At 54.2% G+C, this 21962-nt stretch carries 18 protein-coding genes; all 18 read left to right on the top strand.

What is annotated here, in order from left to right; all coding sequences use genetic code 11:
- Window positions 1–11 precede the first annotated feature (11 nt).
- The 18 genes from mutS (at window position 12) to trxA (ending at window position 21618) form a co-directional block, all read left to right on the top strand.
- On the top strand, window positions 12–2693 hold the full coding sequence (gene mutS / locus V8I28_RS08285; protein ID WP_341779709.1) for a DNA mismatch repair protein MutS: 2682 nt from the start codon (window positions 12–14) through the stop codon (window positions 2691–2693).
- A 687-nt stretch (window positions 2694–3380) separates the two neighbouring features.
- Window positions 3381–5375, top strand: coding sequence for a DNA mismatch repair endonuclease MutL (gene mutL / locus V8I28_RS08290; protein WP_341779642.1), 1995 nt, complete (start codon window positions 3381–3383; stop codon window positions 5373–5375).
- A gap of 102 nt (window positions 5376–5477) precedes the next feature.
- Entirely contained in the window at window positions 5478–6083 is a 606-nt protein-coding gene (ruvA, locus tag V8I28_RS08295; protein WP_341779643.1) for a Holliday junction branch migration protein RuvA, read from the top strand.
- A gap of 32 nt (window positions 6084–6115) precedes the next feature.
- Window positions 6116–7135, top strand: coding sequence for a Holliday junction branch migration DNA helicase RuvB (ruvB, locus tag V8I28_RS08300; RefSeq protein ID WP_341779644.1), 1020 nt, complete (start codon window positions 6116–6118; stop codon window positions 7133–7135).
- A gap of 13 nt (window positions 7136–7148) precedes the next feature.
- Window positions 7149–8183, top strand: a complete 1035-nt coding sequence (gene queA, locus V8I28_RS08305) for a tRNA preQ1(34) S-adenosylmethionine ribosyltransferase-isomerase QueA (RefSeq protein WP_341779645.1) — start codon at window positions 7149–7151, stop codon at window positions 8181–8183.
- Between the two features lie 14 nt (window positions 8184–8197).
- On the top strand, window positions 8198–9340 hold the full coding sequence (gene tgt, locus V8I28_RS08310; RefSeq protein WP_341779646.1) for a tRNA guanosine(34) transglycosylase Tgt: 1143 nt from the start codon (window positions 8198–8200) through the stop codon (window positions 9338–9340).
- 71 nt (window positions 9341–9411) lie between these two features.
- A complete protein-coding gene (gene yajC / locus V8I28_RS08315) occupies window positions 9412–9861 on the top strand; it encodes a preprotein translocase subunit YajC (protein WP_341779647.1) in 450 nt (149 codons plus the stop codon).
- Between the two features lie 156 nt (window positions 9862–10017).
- Complete coding sequence (gene dinB, locus V8I28_RS08320; protein WP_341779648.1) at window positions 10018–11133, top strand: DNA polymerase IV; 1116 nt, start codon at window positions 10018–10020, stop codon at window positions 11131–11133.
- A 99-nt stretch (window positions 11134–11232) separates the two neighbouring features.
- The gene (locus tag V8I28_RS08325) at window positions 11233–12198 is read left to right on the top strand and encodes a DHH family phosphoesterase (RefSeq protein ID WP_341779649.1); all 966 of its coding nucleotides are present in this window, start codon (window positions 11233–11235) and stop codon (window positions 12196–12198) included.
- The gene (locus V8I28_RS08330) at window positions 12195–13553 is read left to right on the top strand and encodes a DEAD/DEAH box helicase (protein WP_341779650.1); all 1359 of its coding nucleotides are present in this window, start codon (window positions 12195–12197) and stop codon (window positions 13551–13553) included. Before V8I28_RS08325 ends, V8I28_RS08330 begins: the two co-directional genes overlap by 4 nt.
- Window positions 13554–13893: 340 nt before the next feature.
- Window positions 13894–16533: an alanine--tRNA ligase gene (gene alaS / locus V8I28_RS08335; protein ID WP_341779651.1), complete on the top strand. Its 2640-nt coding sequence runs from the start codon at window positions 13894–13896 to the stop codon at window positions 16531–16533.
- 215 nt (window positions 16534–16748) lie between these two features.
- On the top strand, window positions 16749–17021 hold the full coding sequence (locus V8I28_RS08340) for an IreB family regulatory phosphoprotein (protein WP_341779653.1): 273 nt from the start codon (window positions 16749–16751) through the stop codon (window positions 17019–17021).
- A complete protein-coding gene (gene ruvX / locus V8I28_RS08345; RefSeq protein ID WP_341779654.1) occupies window positions 17018–17455 on the top strand; it encodes a Holliday junction resolvase RuvX in 438 nt (145 codons plus the stop codon). Before V8I28_RS08340 ends, ruvX begins: the two co-directional genes overlap by 4 nt.
- An 8-nt stretch (window positions 17456–17463) precedes the next feature.
- Window positions 17464–17775, top strand: coding sequence for a DUF1292 domain-containing protein (locus V8I28_RS08350; RefSeq protein WP_057733584.1), 312 nt, complete (start codon window positions 17464–17466; stop codon window positions 17773–17775).
- Window positions 17776–17976: 201 nt separating this feature from the next.
- A complete protein-coding gene (locus tag V8I28_RS08355) occupies window positions 17977–18255 on the top strand; it encodes a cell division protein ZapA (protein WP_341779655.1) in 279 nt (92 codons plus the stop codon).
- A gap of 1 nt (window position 18256) precedes the next feature.
- A complete protein-coding gene (locus V8I28_RS08360) occupies window positions 18257–18787 on the top strand; it encodes a CvpA family protein (protein ID WP_341779656.1) in 531 nt (176 codons plus the stop codon).
- 30 nt (window positions 18788–18817) lie between these two features.
- Entirely contained in the window at window positions 18818–21181 is a 2364-nt protein-coding gene (locus tag V8I28_RS08365) for an endonuclease MutS2 (RefSeq protein WP_341779657.1), read from the top strand.
- Between the two features lie 122 nt (window positions 21182–21303).
- A complete protein-coding gene (gene trxA / locus V8I28_RS08370) occupies window positions 21304–21618 on the top strand; it encodes a thioredoxin (protein ID WP_341779658.1) in 315 nt (104 codons plus the stop codon).
- The last annotated feature ends 344 nt before the right edge of the window (window positions 21619–21962 follow it).

The raw sequence follows: 21962 nt of genomic DNA on the forward strand, positions 1-21962 counted from the left end.
AGGATGAACCAATTTCCATGACGAAAACGACGCCCATGATGGCCCAATATCAAAAAATTAAAGATCAGTATCCGGATGCCTTCCTGTTTTATCGGCTCGGGGACTTCTATGAAATGTTTAATGAGGACGCCGTGAAGGGTTCCCAGCTGTTGGAGTTGACGTTAACCACGCGAAGCCACAGCGCGAAGAACCCGATTCCCATGTGTGGAGTGCCGCACAAGGCCGTCCAAAACTACATCGATATTTTAGTCGACCAGGGCTATAAGGTCGCCATCTGTGAACAGATGGAGGACCCGAAGTTAGCCAAGGGCATGGTGAAGCGTGAGGTTATTCAGCTGGTCACGCCCGGCACCCAGACGGATACCGGTGCGGCCGGGGCCAAACGCAACAACTATTTAACGGCGTTGACGATGACCGATGACACGCACTACGGCTTGGCCTACACCGACCTCTCCACGGGGGAACTGAAGGCCGCCGAGTTAACCACGGTGGACACGGTCGTCAACGAGCTCATGAGTCTTCAGACCAAGGAAGTCGTCGTGGATACCACGATTGACGCCGCTATTCAGGACCGTTGCCGGCAGCTGGGGATGATGATTTCGACCCAACCGGACGTGCAGGCCAGTTCCGAATTAAGCTACGTGGAACAGGACTTGACCAGCGATCTGCTGAAGCAAGTGGTGGGCGTGTTGGTGACCTACGTGACGGTAACGCAGAAGCGGAGTCTGGCCCATTTACAACGAGCGGTAGCCTACCAGCCCACGGCCTTTTTGAAGATGGATCACGCCTCGCAATCGAACCTGGAAATTACGCAAAACTTACGGACCAAGAAAAAGTCGGGGACCTTACTCTGGCTGTTAGACGAGACCAAGACCGCCATGGGTGGGCGGTTACTGAAGCAGTGGCTGGACCGGCCGCTGATCGACCGCGCCCAGATCGAAAAACGCCAGGAAAAGGTCGGCGTCTTACTCGACCACTACTTCGAACGCAGCAATCTGCAGGCCGAATTGGTCAAGGTCTATGACCTGGAGCGTCTGGCCGGTCGAGTCGCCTTTGGTAGCGTCAACGGTCGGGACCTGATTCAGCTCCAGACCTCGCTGGAACAGGTGCCCCAGATTGCCCACACGATTGAAGACCTCGGTGAAAAGGTCTTTGACAGCACGCTACGCAATCTCGACCCCGTTGAAGACGTGGCCACGGCCATTCGCGACGCCATCGTGCCCGAACCGCCACTGTCGGTGACGGACGGCGGCGTCATTCGGGACGGCTACAGCGACCAACTCGATGAGTACCGCGACGCCATGCGCAACGGGAAGCAGTGGCTGGCCGAGATGGAGGCCCACGAACGGGAAGTCACCGGCATCAACAACCTAAAGATTGGTTATAACCACGTCTTCGGCTACTACATTGAAGTTACCAAGGTGAATTTGAACAAACTCCCCGCCGACCGCTACGAGCGTAAGCAGACGTTGGCTAACGCAGAGCGGTTCTCGACGCCGGAACTCAAGGAAAAGGAACGGCTCATCCTGGAGGCCGAGGAGAAGTCCACGGCACTGGAATACAAGTTATTCGTCGACCTGCGTGAACAGGTGAAGACCGCCATCACGCGGCTCCAGAAGCTGGCGGCCATCATTGCCAGTCTGGATGTGCTCCAGAGCTTTGCGGTGGTCAGCGAAGACTACCACTTCGTCAAGCCCACGCTAATTGCGGGACACGATCTCGAGATTAAACAGGGTCGGCATCCTGTGGTGGAAAAGGTCTTGGGCCGGCAGTCTTATGTGCCCAACGACGTTTCCATGGATAACCAGACCAATATTTTACTGATAACCGGGCCCAACATGTCCGGGAAGAGTACCTACATGCGGCAACTGGCCTTAACCGTCATCATGGCGCAGATGGGGTGCTTCGTACCGGCCGAATCGGCGCAGATGCCGGTGTTCGACCAGATCTTCACGCGAATCGGGGCCGCCGATGACCTGATCTCCGGTCAGAGTACCTTCATGGTTGAAATGCAGGAGGCCAACCGCGCGCTGAGTCACGCCACGGCGAATAGCCTGATTTTATTCGATGAGATCGGTCGGGGGACGGCCACCTATGACGGTATGGCCCTGGCCCAAGCTATCATTGAGTTCGTCCACGATAAGGTGCACGCCAAGACGCTGTTCTCCACCCACTACCATGAGTTGACCGCGTTGGAAGACTCGCTGAAGGCCTTGCGCAATGTGCACGTCGGCGCCGTTGAACAGGATGGTGACCTGGTCTTCTTGCACCAGATGCAGCCGGGGCCGGCCGACAAGTCCTACGGGATTCATGTGGCGAAATTAGCGGGGATGCCCACGCCGCTGTTAAAGCGCGCCGAGGTTATCCTCACCGACTTGGAAGACGAGGCCGCGGCGAAACCGGCCGTGGCGGTTCCTGAACAAGCGACGACACCGGAAGCCACCGCACCGGCGGCCGAAACCCAGCCAGCCGTGGCAGAGGAGGCCCCGGCCGACAAGGCGCCAGCGGCGGACGTGGCGCCGGAAGAAGCGCCGGCAACCGATCAACAGTTGTCCCTCTTCAACGACGAACCGGAGATGAATCCGGCCCAGGCCAAGGTGATTGACCAGCTCAGCCACCTCAACCTGATGGGGATGACGCCCATGGACGTCATGAGCCAGGTCTACAAGTGGCAACAGAAGTTGTCGAAATAGGCGTCAAATCGAAGGGGCTTATGTCGCAAGGGCTGGGTACTCTACCGTTGGCTAAATTTGGTCTGGATCCTCTGAGAAGATGCTTTGAGCCAAAGAGTGGTCTCAAAAATCGCTTAAAAATGTATCTAACCGGATAATTCTATGACTGAGACTGAATTTTGCTCATTTATGGTTGTTACATGGCAGCTGGAAAATTCTGATGGTTATGCACTTGTTTCGCAAGATTATAGTTGCTTTGGAAGTAGCAGTTGTTGTTGATTGCAGGTGGGCTCATGTTCATCCAAACCTGTTTGGGATGATTGCCTTATCGTTTATTCACGGTTATGACGAGAAAGCATCGACAGCGATTGATAAATGTTATGACAGCTTGGTTTAACGTGGATTTCATGGTAACCACTATCTTGCCGGAGATCGCCAGGAGTGGAGCCAGCTGTGTCGACCCAGTTAGTCGGCGTTTTTTGCCGGGTTACTGGGTGGGACGACTTGGAAGACTCACGGTCTTGGTGAGGCTTCCAAGCGAGCCGGAAGCCCGGTCTTTGGCTGCAGGCGGTCCCCACAGCAGGCGGAACTTCTGGCAGGCGTAGGTACCGGCTTTACACCGTATAGAATCGTACAAGTGTTTCCATACAGACATAATAGGTGATATAAAAGCAGCAGTAGAAATATGACAGAAAGGATGGGGCGGACATGCCTAAAATTCATGAACTAGCGTCGGTACTGGCCGACCAAATTGCCGCGGGTGAAGTGGTTGAACGGCCCGCATCCGTGGTCAAGGAACTGGTCGAAAACGCCGTCGATGCCCACAGCAAACAGATTGATATCACCGTGGAAGAGGCTGGTTTACAGCGGATTTCGGTGGTTGACGATGGCGATGGCATTGCCGATGAGGACACCGAGATGGCCTTCAAACGACACGCTACCAGTAAGATCACCGATCGCAAGGATCTCTTTCGCATCAAGTCCCTGGGGTTCCGGGGTGAAGCTTTGCCCAGTATCGCGTCCGTGGCGGATGTGACGCTGACCACCTCGACCGGTGGCGTGGGCACGTTGATTCATAACGTTGGCGGCATCATCAAGGAACACACCGCCGCCGCGGCACGCAAGGGGACCACGGTCACGGTTAAAGACCTGTTTGGAAACGTGCCGGCGCGTCTGAAATACTTGAAGTCGCCGGCCACGGAATTAGCCCGGATTACCGACATCGTCAACCGCCTCGCGCTGAGCTACCCGGACATCGCCTTTTCGCTGGTACACAACGGTCGCGAGCTCACCCGCACGGCCGGCCGAGGCGATCTCCAGCAGGTGATTGCCGGCATCTATGGCGTTCAGAGCGCTCGGAAGATGGTGGCGATCAACGGGTCCAACCCGGACTTCAAGGTGACGGGCTATGTCAGCCTCCCGGAATTGACGCGAGCCAGCCGCCAGTACATTTCGCTACTGCTTAACGGGCGATACATCCACAACTTTCAGTTGAGTAAGGCGCTGATTGCCGGGTACGGGTCGAAGCTGATGGTGGGCCGGTACCCTCTGGCCGTGCTGGACATTCGGATGGACCCGCTGCTCGTGGATGTGAACGTTCACCCCACGAAGCAGGAGGTCCGTATTAGCCAGGAGCCGGAGCTGACGCAGCTGATTCAGGAGACGGTCTTCAAACGCTTGTCGACCGAAAATCTCATTCCGGACGTGTTCAACGAGTTGCCGCAGCAAAAGACCGCGGAGCCGGCCACCGACCAACTGACGATGGCGTTAAACGACGCGTCCACGAAGTATGAGATGTCCAGTTCGGCGGCTCAGCAACCGGTCGCCGCGGCGCCAACGCCGGCCCCCACTAACGCTGGTCCGCAACCTTTACAGACGCCGGAAGAAGTGCCGGTTGAGCCGGTGGTGGTTCATCAGCGCACGGACTTCCAGCTACCGGCCATGCAGGCGTTTGACGCGAAATACCAAACGGAACAGCCCGCGGCGCCGCTGGGCGGTGGACGCGAATCGGCGGCCGAACAACCCGCGGTCGCCGCGCCAACCACGCCGCAACCGCAAGCCACTCAGCTGACGGAAGCCCAGCCGCAACGCTTCCCCGAACTGCGCTACCTAGGTCAGGTGCACGGCACCTACTTGCTGGCGGAGGCCGATGATGGCCTGTATCTGATTGACCAGCACGCCGCTCAGGAACGCGTGAACTACGAGTTTTATCGTCAGGCCATCGGCGAGGTCAGTGACGACGAGCAGAAATTGTTGGTGCCCATCGTCTTGGATTATCCGACCACCGATGTCTTGGAGCTCAGCAATCACATCGACACGCTGAATAGCGTGGGCGTTCATCTGGAAGCCTTTGGCCCGAATAGTTTCATCGTCCACGAGCATCCGACGTGGTTCAAGGCCGGTCAGGAGACCGATACCCTCAAGGAAATGGTGGACTGGGTCTTAAAGGACGGTAAGATCTCGGTGGCGGCGTTCCGCGAGAAGACGGCCATCATGATGAGCTGCAAACGGGCGATTAAGGCCAATCATCACTTGGACGATCAGCAGGCCCGCGCGCTTTTGAAGAAGCTGGCGACGGCCGAGAATCCCTTCAACTGTCCACACGGGCGGCCGGTCTTGGTTCACCTGACGGATCAGGACTTGGAGAAGCTGTTCAAACGAATTCAGGATCCGCACCATAGCGGCGACGACTGGGGCGAATAGACCCTTGCCCGGATGACCACACAATTTCACTGCAGATCTGTGGCGAATATGGTACAATTTAAAAAGCAAACATACGTTTTCTTAAAGGAGATTAAACCGGTCATGTATGAATACCTTCACGGTGTCATTGCCGCGGTGTACCCGGACCATGTGGTGGTCGACGTCAATGGGGTGGGGTACCTGGTCAATACGGCCAACCCCTACCGGTATCAGGTCGCTTCGAAGGCCGTTACCATTTACGTCTACCAAGCCGTGAGCGATACGGCGCAGACCCTCTATGGGTTCCAAGACTTCGCGGAAAAGCAATTATTCTTAAAACTCATCAACGTTAACGGCATCGGGCCCAAGAGTGCGCTGGCCATTCTGGCCAATCCGGACCATCAAGGGCTGATGCAGGCCATCCGGACCAATGACGTGAGTTTCTTAACGAAGTTCCCCGGGGTGGGGAAGAAGACGGCCGGTCAGATTGTCCTGGACCTTCAGGGCAAGTTGGACGACCTCGAACCCGCCGACGATGGCGAACTCTTCACGCCCGAGGTTGCCGCGACTGGCGGGGACAACCCGCAGTTAGACGATGCTCTGGCCGCCCTGACGGCGTTGGGGTACCGGGAAGCGGCGGTTAAAAAGGTGACGCCGAAGTTGAAGCAATTTGCTGGGAAATCGACCAACGATTATCTCAGTGAAGGCTTACGTTTACTGACGAAATAACGCAACGGATTAACCCGAAAGGAGGCTAAATGATGGCTGATGATCGACTGGTATCGCCGGAACCAGAGGACAGCAACGAAGATTCAATCGAAAAATCACTGCGGCCGCAAACGTTGGCGCAGTACATTGGGCAGGATCCAATCAAACACGAGCTCAGTGTCTACATTCAGGCGGCTAAGCAACGCGAGGAATCCCTCGATCACGTCTTACTCTATGGCCCGCCCGGTCTGGGGAAGACGACCCTAGCCATGGTAATTGCTAACGAGATGGGCGTGCACATCCGCACGACCAGCGGCCCGGCAATCGAAAAGCCGGGAGACCTCGTGGCCCTATTAAACGAGCTACAGCCCGGCGATATTCTATTCATTGACGAAATTCACCGGCTACCGAAGATTGTTGAAGAAATGCTGTACTCCGCGATGGAAGACTTTTACATCGATATCGTGGTGGGGCAGGGGCCAACCGCCCATCCCGTGCATTTCCCACTGCCACCATTTACGCTGATTGGGGCGACCACCCGAGCCGGGCTACTGTCCGCGCCACTGCGGGATCGCTTCGGCATTGTGGAGCACATGGCCTACTACCAGACGGCCGACCTACAAGAGATTGTGGAGCGGTCCGCCGATATCTTTAACACCACGATTGCCACGGAAGGCGCCCACGAGGTTGCCCTGCGTTCACGGGGGACGCCGCGGATTGCGAACCGCTTGCTCAAGCGAATTCGGGACTTCGCGGAGGTCTCCCCGGACCATTCCACCATCGACCGGGCCATTGTGGACCACGCGCTGACGCTATTGCGCGTGGATTCGGCGGGACTGGACCCGACCGATATCAAGTTACTCCGCACCATGATTGACTTTTACGATGGTGGACCGGTCGGGTTAAACACGCTGGCGGCCAACATTGGTGAAGAGACCGAGACCGTGGCGGCCATGTATGAGCCGTACCTCTTACAACGGGGATACTTAAAACGTACGGCGCGCGGCCGCGTGGTCACGCCCGCCGGCTATGACCACTTAGGATTGCCGATGCCACATCAGGATAACGCGTAAAGGAGCGACCACCATGGGATATACCTTAGATGATTTTGATTACGACTTGCCACACGAACTGATTGCGCAGACCCCGATTAAGCAGCGGGACACGTCGCGCTTGTTAGTGTTGGACCACACGGCGCACACCTTAGAAGATAAGCATTTCTACGATATTTTGGATGAACTCCACGCGGGGGATGCCGTGGTCATGAACGACTCACGGGTTATGCCCGCGCGACTCTACGGGATTCGCGAGGAAACCGGCGGGCACGTGGAAGTCCTGTTGTTGCATAACGTGGCGGGTGATGTGTGGGAGACCCTGATGAAGCCCGCCAAACGCCTGCACGTGGGGACGGTCATCAGCTTTGGCGATGGCCAGCTGACCGCAACCATCACGGAAGAACGGGACGAGGGCATTCGCCTGATTGAATTCCACTACACCGGTATCTTTATGGAAATTCTGGAACAACTCGGTGAGATGCCGTTGCCGCCTTACATCAAGGCCAAACTCGACGACCCCGACCGTTACCAGACGGTCTACGCCAAGGAAAACGGTTCGGCCGCGGCACCGACGGCGGGTCTGCACTGGACGCAGGACCTGTTGGCCAAAGTGGCGGCCAAGGGCGTTAAACTGGTTTACGTGACGTTGCACGTGGGATTAGGGACTTTCCGACCGGTGGAAGAAGCCAACATCGACGATCATAAGATGCACAGCGAATTCTACCGCCTGGATGCCGCCGCGGCACAGACGTTGAATGACGTACGGGCCCATGGGGGGCGGATCATCGCGACCGGGACGACGTCGATTCGGACGCTGGAGACCATCGGGAGTAAATTTCACGGTGAGATTAAGCCCGATTCCGGGTGGACCGATATCTTCATCAAGCCGGGTTATCAGTGGCAGGTGGTTGATGCGTTTATTACCAACTTCCACCTCCCCAAGTCCACGCTCGTCATGTTGGTAGCGGCCTTTACCGGTCGTGACCAGATTCTTAACGCCTATCAGCACGCCATTAAGGAACGCTATCGCTTCTTTAGTTTTGGCGATGCCATGTTTATCAAGTAAACGGAGGATGATCCATGGAACCCGCGATTAAGTATCGCCTGTTAAAAACAGAAAAGCATACGGGCGCCCGGTTGGGGGAATTGATTACCCCACACGGCACCTTTAAGACGCCGATGTTCATGCCGGTGGGCACGCAAGCCACCGTGAAGAATATCAGTCCCGATGAACTCGATGAGATGGGGTCTCAGGTGATTTTGGCCAACACCTATCACCTGTGGCTCCAGCCGGGTCCCGACCTGATCGAAGAGGCCGGGGGGCTGCATAAGTTCATGAACTGGAATAAGGGCATTTTGACCGATTCCGGGGGCTTTCAGGTGTGGTCGCTATCTAAGCACCGCAAGCTGACCGAGGAGGGCGTTCACTTTAGAAATGAAGTCAACGGCGATCGCCTATTCCTATCGCCCGAAAAGGCCATTAATATTGAAAATAAATTGGGGCCAGACATCATGATGAGTCTCGATGAGTGCCCGCCCTTTTTCGAAAGTTACGAGTACGTCAAGCAATCCGTCGAGCGGACCAGCCGCTGGGCGGAACGGGGCTTAAAGGCTCACGCCCATCCCGACTACCAAGGCTTATTTGGTATTGTGCAGGGGGCCGGCTACGAGGACTTGCGGCGGCAATCGGCCAAGGACTTGGTCAGCCTGGACTTTCCGGGCTATTCCATTGGTGGACTGTCCGTTGGTGAATCCAAAGAAGAGATGAACCGGGTGCTGGCCTTTACCACACCACTCTTGCCCGAGAACAAGCCCCGTTATCTGATGGGCGTTGGGACCGCCGATTCCCTGATTGACGGCGTGATTCGCGGGGTGGACATGTTCGATTGCGTCTTGCCCACGCGAATTGGCCGGAAGGGAACCTGCATGACCAGCCGGGGTCGACTAGTGGTGAAGAATGCCGCGTACGCCCATGACTTCGGGCCGCTGGACCCCGAGTGTGACTGCTACGTCTGCCGGAATTACAGCCGGGCCTACCTGCGCCACTTGTTTAAGGCCGACGAGTACTTCGGTCAGCGTTTGGCCAGCTACCATAACCTGTACTTCCTGCACAACCTGATGAAGCGGGTCCGGCAAGCCATTTGGGACGATAATTTACTAGAATTACGCGAGTCCGTGTTTGAAAAGTACGGTTATAATGCCGAACATCCCAAGAACTTTTAGAAATAATTGGACGGAATCCCTTGGTTCTGGTAAAGTGGTTCAGTAGAGACGATACGAAGGAGTGAACGAACGTGTTTGGAAATTTAGTAATTGCAGCCGGCGGGGCTAGCCAGTATTCTACAATTTTTATCTTAGTTATCTTCTTGGCCCTGATGTACTTCTTGATGTTGCGGCCACAACAAAAGCAACAAAAGAAGCACCGTGATATGATGAGCGAGTTAAAGAAGGGTGACCACGTGGTAACGATTGGTCGCTTACACGGTGTCATTGATGAAATCAATCAAACCGATAAGACGGTCACTTTGGATTGTGACGGGATTTACTTGGTCTTTGACTTACGGGCGATTTCCTCAGTTACGGCGCAAGCACCAGCCGCTGTTACGGCACCAGCTGCCGCAGCAACGAGTGAAGCGACTAGCGAAGAACAACCTGCTGAAAGTGCCGCTGATGATTCAGCCGACACGGCCGACAGTGCCGCCGCAGATAGCGACAGTGCTGACAAGGATGACGCAGCTAAATAAGGTTTAACGTGACTCACTGGCAACGGGGTTGTCGGCGAGTTGGAGGACTGACTCAATACGGGTCGGTCTTTTTTTGTCCCGGATAAATTTAGTTGAGAACAAACGTCTGTTCGGTTATAATTTAGGCAAGATGCGTTTAAACTGGGAGGTGGTCCGATGCAACCGGCGGCAAAATTCACACAACGTAAAATTATTCATGTGGATATGGATGCCTTTTACGCGTCCATTGAGGAGCGTGACCATCCGGCGTTCAAGGGCCACCCGTTGATTGTGGCCCAGGATCCCCGTAAGACCGGGGGCCGTGGCGTGGTGACCACCGCCAACTACATTGCCCGACAGACCGGGGTGCATTCGGCGATGAATGCCAACGAGGCACTGAAGCTCTGTCCCAACGCCATCTTTAAGACGCCGGATTTTCCGCGCTATCGCCAGGTTTCCGATCAGATTCACGCCATTTTTCATGAATATACCGATAAGATTGAGACGGTTGCCTTTGACGAAGCCTACCTGGACGTCACGGAGAACAAGCACCACTTACACTCGGCGGTTCAGGTGGCCCACGCCATTCAGGCGGAAATCTTCGACCAGACGCACTTGACCTGTTCCACCGGGATTTCTTACAGCAAATTCTTGGCCAAGGAGGCCTCGGACTTCCGGAAACCGGCCGGGGTCTGCGTCATTTTGCCGGAGGACGCCCACGACTTTCTCATGGCGTTGCCGATCGAACGCTTCCGCGGCGTGGGGAAGAAGACCGTCCCCAAGATGCATGAACTGGGGATTCTAAACGGGGCCGACCTGTATCAGCGCACCCAGTTAGAACTGATTCACGACTTCGGTAAATTTGGTTACGTGCTCTACCAGCGGGTTCGCGGCATCGATGAACGGCCGGTCGAGTACCAGCGCGAACGTAAGTCGATTGGTAAGGAGCGCACCTATGGGCCGCCGTTGACCACGACGGGTGAGGTGGAAAGCCAGTTGCAACGCCTGGCCGAGATGGTGGCCGCCACGGTCCAAAAGAAGCAGCGCCACGGCAAGACGCTGGTTCTCAAGCTACGGGACAGCCAGTTCAACACGATTACCAAGCGGGTGACGCAATCTGACTTTATCGCCAACGACGCCGCGGTCTACTACGAGTTGGCGTTGGAAATTTATCAGGGTGTGGCCCGCGACGACGAGCAGGTCCGGCTGTTAGGCATTACACTGACGGGCTTGGCGCCACAAACGTTTGAGGAACTCAAGCTACCGTTATTCGGTGGCGACGGGCCACGTTGAAAGACTTCCTTTGAAATTACCCCGTAAAACTTGTATACTGAAACGCGGTATCAACGCAATTGCGCTGGAAAATCGGATAGAAAATGGGTGAGCACCACAATGAGCATTAAAAATGATATTTTAGCAGAAATTAAAAAATACGACACCATCATTATTCATCGACACCAACGGCCAGATCCCGATTGTATCGGGGCTCAGTTGGCGTTACGAGACATCTTACGAACCAGCTTTCCGGATAAGACCGTTTATGCGGTGGGCAAACACTACCCCGGGTTTGACTGGATGGGTCAGGCCGACCAGGACGTCAGCGATGACGCCTACCAGGACGCGTTAGTCATCGTGGTCGATACGGCCAACCAGCCGCGCGTCGATGATGAACGCTGGTCCACGGGGAAGGCCGTGGTCAAGATTGACCATCACCCTAACGAGGATGCCTTTGGCGATCTCCAATGGGTGGTGGACCAGGTGTCCAGTACCTCGGAGATGTTATACGATTGGTTTGCCGCTAACGAAGCCGACCTGACCATGCCCGCCGATGCCGCGCGGTTACTGTATGCCGGAATTGTCGGCGATACGGGTCGGTTCATGTACCCGGCCACGTCGGCCAACACGATGGCCGTTGCCGGTAAATTAATGGCGTATGACTTCTCGGCCAGTGCGGTTAATCAAGCCGAGGACGAGGTGTCCCCCGCCGTGGCCAAGTTGTCGGCGTACGTTTATCAAAATCTGGAGATCCTACCGAGTGGGGCGGCCTACCTCAAGCTGAGCGACGAGGTGATCGAACCCTTTGGCTTAGGCGAGGGCGATTCGACGTCCGCCATCGTGCCGTTACCCGGTAAGATCACGTCTGTCGTGGCGTGGGCTATCTTCGTGGAGTCCAAGGACCACACGTATCGGATTCGTTTGCGCTCCAAGGGGCCGTCCATTAACGAATTAGCGAAGGCCCACGGCGGTGGCGGTCACGCACTGGCCAGTGGTGCCGGGGCGAAGGACCAAGCCGAGATCGATCAAGTCGTTCACGAACTCGATGAGTTGGTGGCGCAATACAAAGGAGAAAATGAATGACCGAAAATTTTAAAGGGTTCAACCTGCAGCCGTACTTAATGACGGCGTTACAGAAGATTGGGTTTACCAAGCCCACCGCTGTGCAGGCTAAATTAATTCCGACCATTGCGGCCGGGAAGGATGTCGTGGGCCAATCCCAAACTGGGAGCGGGAAGACCCACACTTTCCTATTGCCCATTTTTAACCAATTAACCTCTGAAAATCAGGTGCAGGCCGTGATTACCACGCCCAGCCGGGAGCTGGCGTACCAGATTCACACGGCCGCGGAACAATTAGCCGCCGAAGCACCATTCGAGATTCGGATCGGTAACTACGTCGGGGGGACCGACAAGCAGCGTCAGGTCAGCAAGCTGCGACACTACCAACCCCAACTGGTGATTGGGACGCCGGGGCGGGTATTGGATTTGATCCAATCCCAAGCCCTCGACGTGCACACCACCCGGCAATTTGTCGTGGATGAGGCGGATATGACGTTGGACCTGGGCTTTTTGGACCAGGTCGATAAGATTGCTGGGCGCATGCCGAAGAACCTCCAGATGATGGTGTTCTCCGCGACAATTCCGCAACGGCTCGATCCGTTCTTACGGAAATACATGAATCATCCGGTCATTGAAGAGATTCCAACGACCACGGTGATTTCACCAACCATTGACAACTGGCTGATCTCCACCAAGGGGCAGAACCGGAATCAACTGATCTTACAGCTGATTACCATGGGGGAACCCTACCTGGTCCTAATCTTTGCCAACACCAAGACGCGGGTCGAACAGATCAATGACTTCTTAAAGGCCCAAGGGTTAAAGGTCGCCATGATTCATGGGGGCATCAAGCCACGGGAACGGAAGCGGGTCATGCGTGAAGTGAAGAATCTGCAGTATCAATTCGTCGTGGCTACCGATTTGGCGGCTCGGGGAATCGATATCGAAGGAGTCTCCCACGTCATCAACGATGATATTCCAGAAGACCTGGACTTCTTCGTGCACCGCGTTGGTCGGACGGGACGTCAGGGGATGCCGGGAACGGCGATTACCCTATACTCACCGGATGAGGAAGCCAAGATTTCCGAGATCGAAGCTATGGGCATCAAGTTCCAGCCCAAGCGGATTAGCAACGGTGAGATCGTGGACTCGTACGACCGGAACCGCCGAACCAAGCGAAACAAGAGTACGGAAAAGCTCGATCCGTCATTGATTGGCTACGTGATGAAGAAGAAAAAGAAGATCAAACCGGGCTACAAGCATCAGATTAAGCAAGAAATTCACCGGCGCAAGGATCAGGAAAAGCGGGTCGCTGCCCGGCAGAGTGCCCGGAACGAACGGAAGCGGCGGAAGCGCGAGTCCGACCGTTACCAATAAGATTTTGCGATGGGTTCCAACTGGTCGCTGGGTGGTTAGTTAAGAATTCCGGTTAATCGGAAACCTTGATTGACAAGGCGGCGGTCGCCACCTATAATTTCTAATGGACATTTAAATAATTCATGCGAGGATATACCGTGATCCGCCGATTTTCAGAAACGTTTTGGTTGCTGTGAAAAACGAGTGGGTTGGTCACTGGCGCTCCCTCGGTTTCATCGCGACTCAGCGTTATGAGTTTAAGAGGTAAACGATTAAAACATCGTTGCAAGTAAAGTGGTACCGCGCTTCGGCGTCTTTACGGGCAACGGTGTTTTTTATACTTTTTTGGAGGTATTTAGAGATGAAAGAGCTAAGTAGTAGTCAGATTCGTCAGATGTACCTGGACTTCTTCAAGTCTAAGGGGCACACCATCGAACCCAGCGCATCGTTAGTGCCCAAGGATGATCCATCTTTACTGTGGATCAACTCCGGGGTTGCCACGATGAAGAAGTATTTCTCCGGCCAAGTGGTTCCGGAGAATCCACGGTTGACCAGTTCACAGAAGAGTATTCGGACCAACGATATTGAAAACGTGGGGAAGACCGCGCGGCACCACACGCTGTTTGAAATGCTCGGGAACTTCTCCGTGGGTGATTATTTCAAGAAAGAAGCCATCACCTGGGCCTGGGAACTGTTGACCTCGCCGGATTGGTTCGGTTGGGATCCCGATAAGCTTTACATGACGGTCTACCCTAAGGATACGGATGCTAAGAAGGATTGGGAAGCCGCCGGTGTGGCCCCCGACCACATCATTGCTGTGGAAGATAACTTCTGGGATATCGGTGAGGGGCCTTCTGGTCCGGACTCCGAAATCTTCTATGACCGGGGCGAATCTTTCAACAATTTAGCCGCCGATGACCCCGAGAACTATCCCGGTGGTGAAAACGAACGCTACCTCGAAGTCTGGAACATCGTCTTCTCCCAGTTCAACCACGAACCGGATGGTACTTACAAGCCACTTCCCCGGAAGAACATTGATACGGGGATGGGTCTGGAACGGGTCGTTTCCATTTTCCAAAATGCCAAGACCAATTTCGAAACCGACCTGTTCTTACCAATCATCGAAAAGACGGCGGAATTGAGTGCGGGCAAGAAGTACGGCGCCAACCACGAAGACGACGTGTCCTTCAAGGTGATTGCTGACCACGCCAGAGCGATTACGTTTGCCATCGGTGACGGTGCGTTGCCTGGTAACGAAGGCCGGGGCTACGTGATCCGTCGCTTAATCCGGCGGGCCATCGTCAACGGTCAAAAGCTGGGGATCGAAGGGGCCTTCCTGGACCAATTAGTCCCAGTCGTGGGTAAGATTATGCAATCCTACTACCCAGACGTGTTGAAGCAAAGCGACTACATTGCCAAGGTCGTCCGTTCCGAAGAAGACCGGTTTGGCGAAACGCTGGATGGCGGGCTGAACCTGCTGAACAGCCTAATCGCCGATTTGAAGAAGCAGGGCGGCAGTCAGATTGCCGGCCCCGATGCCTTCAAGCTCTACGATACGTACGGCTTCCCGGTTGAATTGACCGAGGAATACGCCGACGATCAGGGCATTACGGTCGACGAAGACGGCTTCAAGGCCGAAATGCAAAAGCAAAAGGATCGTGCCCGGAACGCCCGCGGTAAGCAAAAGGCCATGGGACTCCAACACGATCTGCTCATCAACGTAAAGACACCGAGCCAATACGTCGGGTATACGCAACTGGAAACGCAGAGCAAGTTGACCGAGTTGGTCGTCGATGACCAGTTGGCCGATGAAGCCACGAGCGGCACGGCGGAAGCCATGTTTGATACCACGCCGTTCTATGCCGAAATGGGTGGGCAAGTGGCCGACAAGGGAGATATTTACGATCTCGACGGTCACGTGGTCGCTCACGTGGCGGACGTTCAACACGCCCCTAACGGTCAGAACCTGCATACGCTGACGGTGGTGGCGCCCTTGAAGAAGGGCACGACGTACAGTCTGAAGGTTGACCGGAAGTTCCACAGCAAGGTCGAAAAGAACCATACCGCGACCCACTTGTTGGATAAGGCGTTACGCGAAGTCTTTGGCGAACACACCCAACAGGCCGGTTCATTGGTTGAGGGCGACTATCTGCGCTTTGACTTTACCCACTTCGGGCAAGTCGATCCCGCCGATCTAGCCAAGGCCGAAGCCATCGTGAACGAAAAGATTTTCGCCGAACTCCCCGTTACCACGGTGGAAACGGATATCGAGTCCGCCAAGAAGATGGGCGCCATTGCGCTGTTTAGCGAGAAGTACGGTAAGGTTGTCCGGGTCGTTAGCGCCGGCGATTTCGTTACGGAATTCTGTGGTGGGAACCACGTCAAGAACACCAACGAGATTGGCTTGTTCAAGATTACCTCTGAATCCGGCGTCGGTGCTGGTGTTCGGCGGATCGAAGCCGTGACCTCCGCTGCCGCTTACCACTACCTGCAAGGGCGCAGTGAAATTCTGGACGCCGTAGCCGGTGATTTAAAGGTCACTCAGGACACGGAAATCGAACAGAAGGTCACTAGCCTCCAAGCCCAGGTAAAGAGCTTAGAACAGAAGCAGGCGGCCTTAGAAGGCAAGTTAGCCAGTCAAGAGGCCAGTGCGGTCTTTGACCAAGTCACTGAAGCCGGCAACTACAAGCTGATCAGTGGGACGGTTCAGGTCTCCAAGATGGACCAACTGCGGGCCTTAGCTGATACTTGGCGGGACCAAGCGCTCTCCGATGTCTTGGTTCTGGGTGCCGAAGTGAACGGCAAGGCCAACCTGATTGTTGCCGTCAGTGCCGACAAACAAAAGCAGGTCAAGGCCGGCGACCTCATCAAGGCCATCGCCCCTAAGATTAACGGTGGTGGCGGCGGTCGGCCGAACCTGGCTCAAGCCGGTGGGAAGAACCCCGCGGGCTTACCAGATGCCATGACTGCAGCGGTTGACTGGTTGAAAGACCAGGATTAAGCGCGAGCTGACGGTTCGTTTAGGCAGCAGGTGCCAAGCCAATCGGCTCATGTAAACAATTAAACGTGTATAATAAAGAGGGAGCGGTCCAGTATGGGCGGCTCCCTCGGTCATGCCAGTATTACGAATAGATTACATTAGGTATCGGTCGTTGTAGTTTGGCAGATTATCGAGTAAAATTGAGGCTAAGTGAGGAAGCGCGGGGGTGTTTTATAGTGAGTTCATTAGACAAAACGATGTATTTCGACTTTGACGCTAACCAGCCAAAGGACGTCCATGATACACTGGTAACGGTTTATCAAGCACTAGAAGAAAAGGGTTATAACCCAATTAATCAGATTGTCGGCTACCTACTATCAGGCGATCCTGCCTACATTCCGCGAATTAACGATGCGCGGAATCTGATTCGTAAGCATGAGCGCGACGAGATTATTGAAGAATTGGTGCGCGTTTACTTGAATCAGAATGGATCGGTGAAGCCTTCATGAAATTAATGGGGTTAGATGTTGGTTCACGTACGGTAGGGATTGCCATTAGCGATGCTCTGGGCTGGACGGCTCAGGGGGTCGAAATCATTCCTATAGATGAAGCGTCCGAGGCTTTTGGGTTGGATCGTGTGGCCGAACTGGTCAGTGAACACGAGGTCGGCGGCTTTGTGGTCGGCTTACCTAAGAATATGAACAATTCGTTAGGCCCGCGGGCCGCGGCTTCTAAACGGTACGGCGAGATGTTGACGGAACGGTTCCATTTGCCTGTTGACTTCGAAGACGAACGGTTGACAACCGTAGAGGCGGAGCGTATGTTAGTGGAACAGGCTGATACGTCACGCCGCAAACGGAAAAAAGTAATTGATAAATTAGCAGCCGGGTTAATTCTGCAGAACTATTTAGATCGGCAGGGTAAATTAACCCGAGAAAAGTGAGGTTTCCCATGAACGACGACCAAGAACAAATCACATTAGTTGATGAAAATGGCAACGAAGAGTTATACGATGTCTTATTTACCTTTGAATCCGACGACTTTGGTAAGTCCTACATTTTGATTTACCCAGCCGGCAAGAGCGAGGATGAAGAAGTCGATATCCAAGCCTACGCTTTACCAGCTGACGATGATCCAGCCAACCCATCCGGTGGCGATTTACAATTGATCGAATCCGATGAGGAGTGGGATATGGTTGAATCCGTATTAAACACCTTCTTAGCAGACGGGACGATCGATCCTAACGCTGGTAAGCAAGGCTAGTCATGGCGAAGATGAAAGGGCGGAGGACTTCCGCTCTTTTTTGTTTGCGATGAAATTAGGCGTCAGCGAGTCGTAAAGGGTGCAAGGTGATGGGAAGTAATGGTAAAATAAAGTATTGTGCATTGTGGTCAACTTAACCATTTTTTCAGCGCGGGTTGCACCCCACGCGCGACCGCAATGCGAGATCAGGGGGAATGAGAAATGACGGAACAGACACACCGCTTCAAAGCCGTCATCGCCGGGAAAACCTACACGATTGTGGGCCAGACCTCCGATGAACACATGCGTGCGGTGACTGAAGTGCTCAATCAACAATTCACGCAATTAAAGCAATTATCGCCCAACCTGTCGAAGGAAGACGCCGCCATTCTGATGGCCTTTAACGCCATCTCCGACCAATTAAAGCTGGCCGCGGCGCAAGACGATGCGGACCAAGCGCAGTCGGCGGCGACGTCCGATTCACCGGAAACGGGGGAATAGTTTGGTTTTAAGTCTAATTATTCTCGTGATTTTGATCTTCGGTTTTCGCCGGGGTTACCGTCGAGGACTGGTGCTACAAGTGCTCAACACGATTGGCTATATCGTCGTGTGGATTGCGGCCCGGGTCTTCGCGAAACCACTAGCGACCGGGATTGGTCAATTCATTGGCAATTTATCACTGAACAGCTCGGCGAGTGCGGTAACGGCCGCCCAGAGCAGTAGTTTCTTCCTGAATGGCTTGGCATTTTCGGCCATCTTGACGGTGGGCTTCTTCATCGTTCACCGCATCGCCTATGGTGTCAACAAGGTGACCTGGCTTCCCGTGATTCACCAGATGAACTCGCTGGCCGGGGGCCTCATCAACCTCGTCATTCGTTACGTGGTGATCTTTTTAATCTTAAACTTACTGATCCTGTTGCCGGTCAAAGGCTTTCAGGACAGCTATCAAACGTCACCGGTGGCCCAGTGGATCGTCAAGCAAACGCCGGTCCTATCGAAGCAGGTCTACAACTGGTGGCTGACCGAACATTAATTCTGACGACTCGTTAGAGAGGAGCGTCCTATGAATCAAAAAACATTAAAAATTATGGAGTACGACCGCATTAAGCAGGCTTTACGCGGTTATTTAGTCTCGGCGGCTGGCCAACACGAGTTGAATGAGTTACAGCCGACGGACAACGTCAAGCAACTCCAAATCTGGCTCGATGAAACCAAGGATGGGGCGGACATTTACCGCTTAGAAAATGGGATTCCGTTACCTAAATTGGATGATATCCGGCCGCATTTACACCGGCTAGCCATGGAGGCCGCCTTGAACGGCCTGGAACTGGCGCAGATTAGCCGGGTCTTATGGACGACCGGTTCCGTGGTCAAGTTCTTCCGAGACTTGGCGGATAAGGAAATTGATTTACGCCGGTTGGACCGGGTCGTCAAGGAACTGGTGACCTTGCCCGAGGTGACGCGGCGGTTGCGAACCTCGCTGGAGGGCGATGGTCACATTACCGATGAGGCCTCACCGGCGCTGCGGCAGATTCGCCAACACATTACGCAGACCGAGGCGGCCATTCGGAGCGCCATGGACCAGTACACCCGGGGCAAGGACGCCAAGTATCTGAGTGAAACCATCGTGACGATCAGAGACGACCGCTACGTGATTCCGGTGCGGGCCGAATACAAGCAACGCTTCGGGGGAATCGTCCACGACCAGAGTGCCAGTGGACAAACGTTATTCATCGAACCCCAAGCCGTCGTGGGCCTGAACAACCGTTTGCGGCAAAATCAAATCGACGAACGTCACGAGGAACAACGCATCTTAGCCGAACTGACGGCGCTACTGGAACCTTACCAGGATGAAATCCTACGTAACGCCGAATTGTTGGGGCACTTTGACTTCGTGAACGCCAAGGCGCGCTACGCCCATCAGATTAAGGCTAGCGAACCAAAGCTATCGCTGGACAATCAGGTTAACCTGCGGCAGGCGCGGCACCCGTTGATCGACCAGAAGAAAGTGGTCGCTAACGACATCACGATTGGTCGCGACTACAAGGCCATCATCGTGACCGGGCCGAACACCGGTGGGAAGACGATTACCTTAAAGACGTTGGCCCTGGTTCAACTCATGGGGCAATCCGGGTTGTTTATTCCGGCCAACGAAAACAGTGTGATTGGCGTCTTCGATGATATCTTTGCCGATATCGGGGATGAACAGTCCATCGAACAAAGCCTGAGTACTTTCTCGGGTCACATGGAAAACATCGTGGCGATTCTGAAACAGGCCGACGAACGCAGCCTCATCGTCGTCGATGAATTGGGTGCCGGGACCGACCCACAAGAAGGGGCCGCCTTGGCGATTGCCATTTTGGATGAGATTGGGACGTTGGGCAGCTACGTGATGGCTTCCACCCACTATCCGGAATTGAAGGCCTACGGTTACAACCGGCCCGATACGATCAACGCCAGCATGGAATTTAACGGCGAGACCCTCCAGCCTACGTATCACCTGTTGATTGGGATTCCAGGGCGGAGTAATGCCTTAGACATTGCCTCGCGGCTGGGGATGCCTTCGCAGGTGATCGATGCGGCGCGCGGCTTGACCGATCAGGATAGTCAGGACTTGAACGCCATGATCAGTGACCTGACGGAGCAGAAACGCCACGCCGATCGCGATGCGGCAGAACTTCAGGCGCAATTAAAGAACGCTAACGAGTTGCACGACCAACTGCAGAAGCAATTTGAACAGTACCAGCAACAGAAGAATCAGTTGATGGCCGATGCCAAACGCGACGCCAATCGCTTGGTCGACGAATCCCGGAAGCGCGCCAACCAGATCATTTCCGATCTGCGCAAGAAGCAACTGGCCGCCGGGAAGAGCGTGGTCAAGGAAGACGAATTGATTGCCGCGCAAGGGGCGTTGAACGCCTTGCAGCAGGACACCAAGCTCCAGAAGAACCGGGTCTTGCGGCGTGAAAAGTCCAAGCACGACTTCCATAAGGGAGATAGCGTGCTGGTCAAGTCTTACGGTCAAACGGGCGTCCTGATGCAGCAGCTGGATGACGACCACTGGGAGGTTCAACTGGGCATCTTGAAGATGAAGATTGCCAATAACGACCTGGAAAAGGCCAAGGACCCCGCCAAGAGTAAGAAGCAACCGCGGGCGTCCGTTCGGCGTTCGGGGTCGAGTGGCATGTCGCCGACCCTGGATTTGCGAGGCCACCGTTACGAAGAGGCTATGGCCGAGGTGGACCGCTATATCGACTCTGCGCTGCTGGCGGGTTACCCGTCCGTGACGATTATTCACGGGAAGGGGACCGGTGCCCTGCGTAAAGGGGTCACGAACTACCTGAAGCGGAACAACCGCATCAAGAGTTTTGGTTTTTCACCCGCCAATGCCGGGGGCGATGGGTCCACGGTCGTTCGTTTTAAATAAAGCGACAATTAGATTGTAAGCAACTTAGTTGTGATTTTAGCCAAGTCTGGTAGACTAAGTAATGAAGCAACAATGGCATGCTGCTGGTAGTTAAATTATGAATTTGATAGGGAGGCAATACAATGGTTACGGAAACAACGGACAAAACCTTTGAACAAGATACTGCTAAGGGCGTTACCCTGACTGACTTTTGGGCAACGTGGTGTGGGCCTTGTCGGATGCAATCCCCAGTGGTCGAACAATTAGCTGAGGAAATGGACAACGTTACCTTTAATAAGATGGACGTTGACGCCAACCCCAACACGCCCCAATCCTTTGGCATCATGAGTATTCCTACCTTATTGGTTAAGAAGGACGGCCAAGTGGTCGACTCCATCGTGGGCTACCACTCCAAGGATCAATTGAAGAAGATTTTGGATCAATACGTTGAGGCTTAATTTGAAGCCTTGGACGATTAGCGCTAATTTAGCTAATTTGTTGTATTGGTAAGATATCACCAAAAACCCGTTGCAGCTATCAAGTTGCAACGGGTTTTTGCGTACAACAAAGTTAACGCGAGTCTGATTGGCAATGTATTTAAGGGTAATAGTCGTAGCTAGAAGTATTATTTTTATCTTAATCCCTTTAGAGATTAAGATATCTGTTTGGACCATATCGTCATGGTAGTTCCGCATGAGTTTTACAAGTGCTGGTACCTATTTTGCGACTAAATTCTGTGACTATTGGTTGTTTCTCCTTAGAAATAATTTAACCACAACGCTTTCGGCCTTTAAAATAACAA

The sequence above is a fragment of the Levilactobacillus sp. HBUAS70063 genome (assembly GCF_038374745.1).
In the GTDB taxonomy this organism is placed as follows: domain Bacteria; phylum Bacillota; class Bacilli; order Lactobacillales; family Lactobacillaceae; genus Levilactobacillus.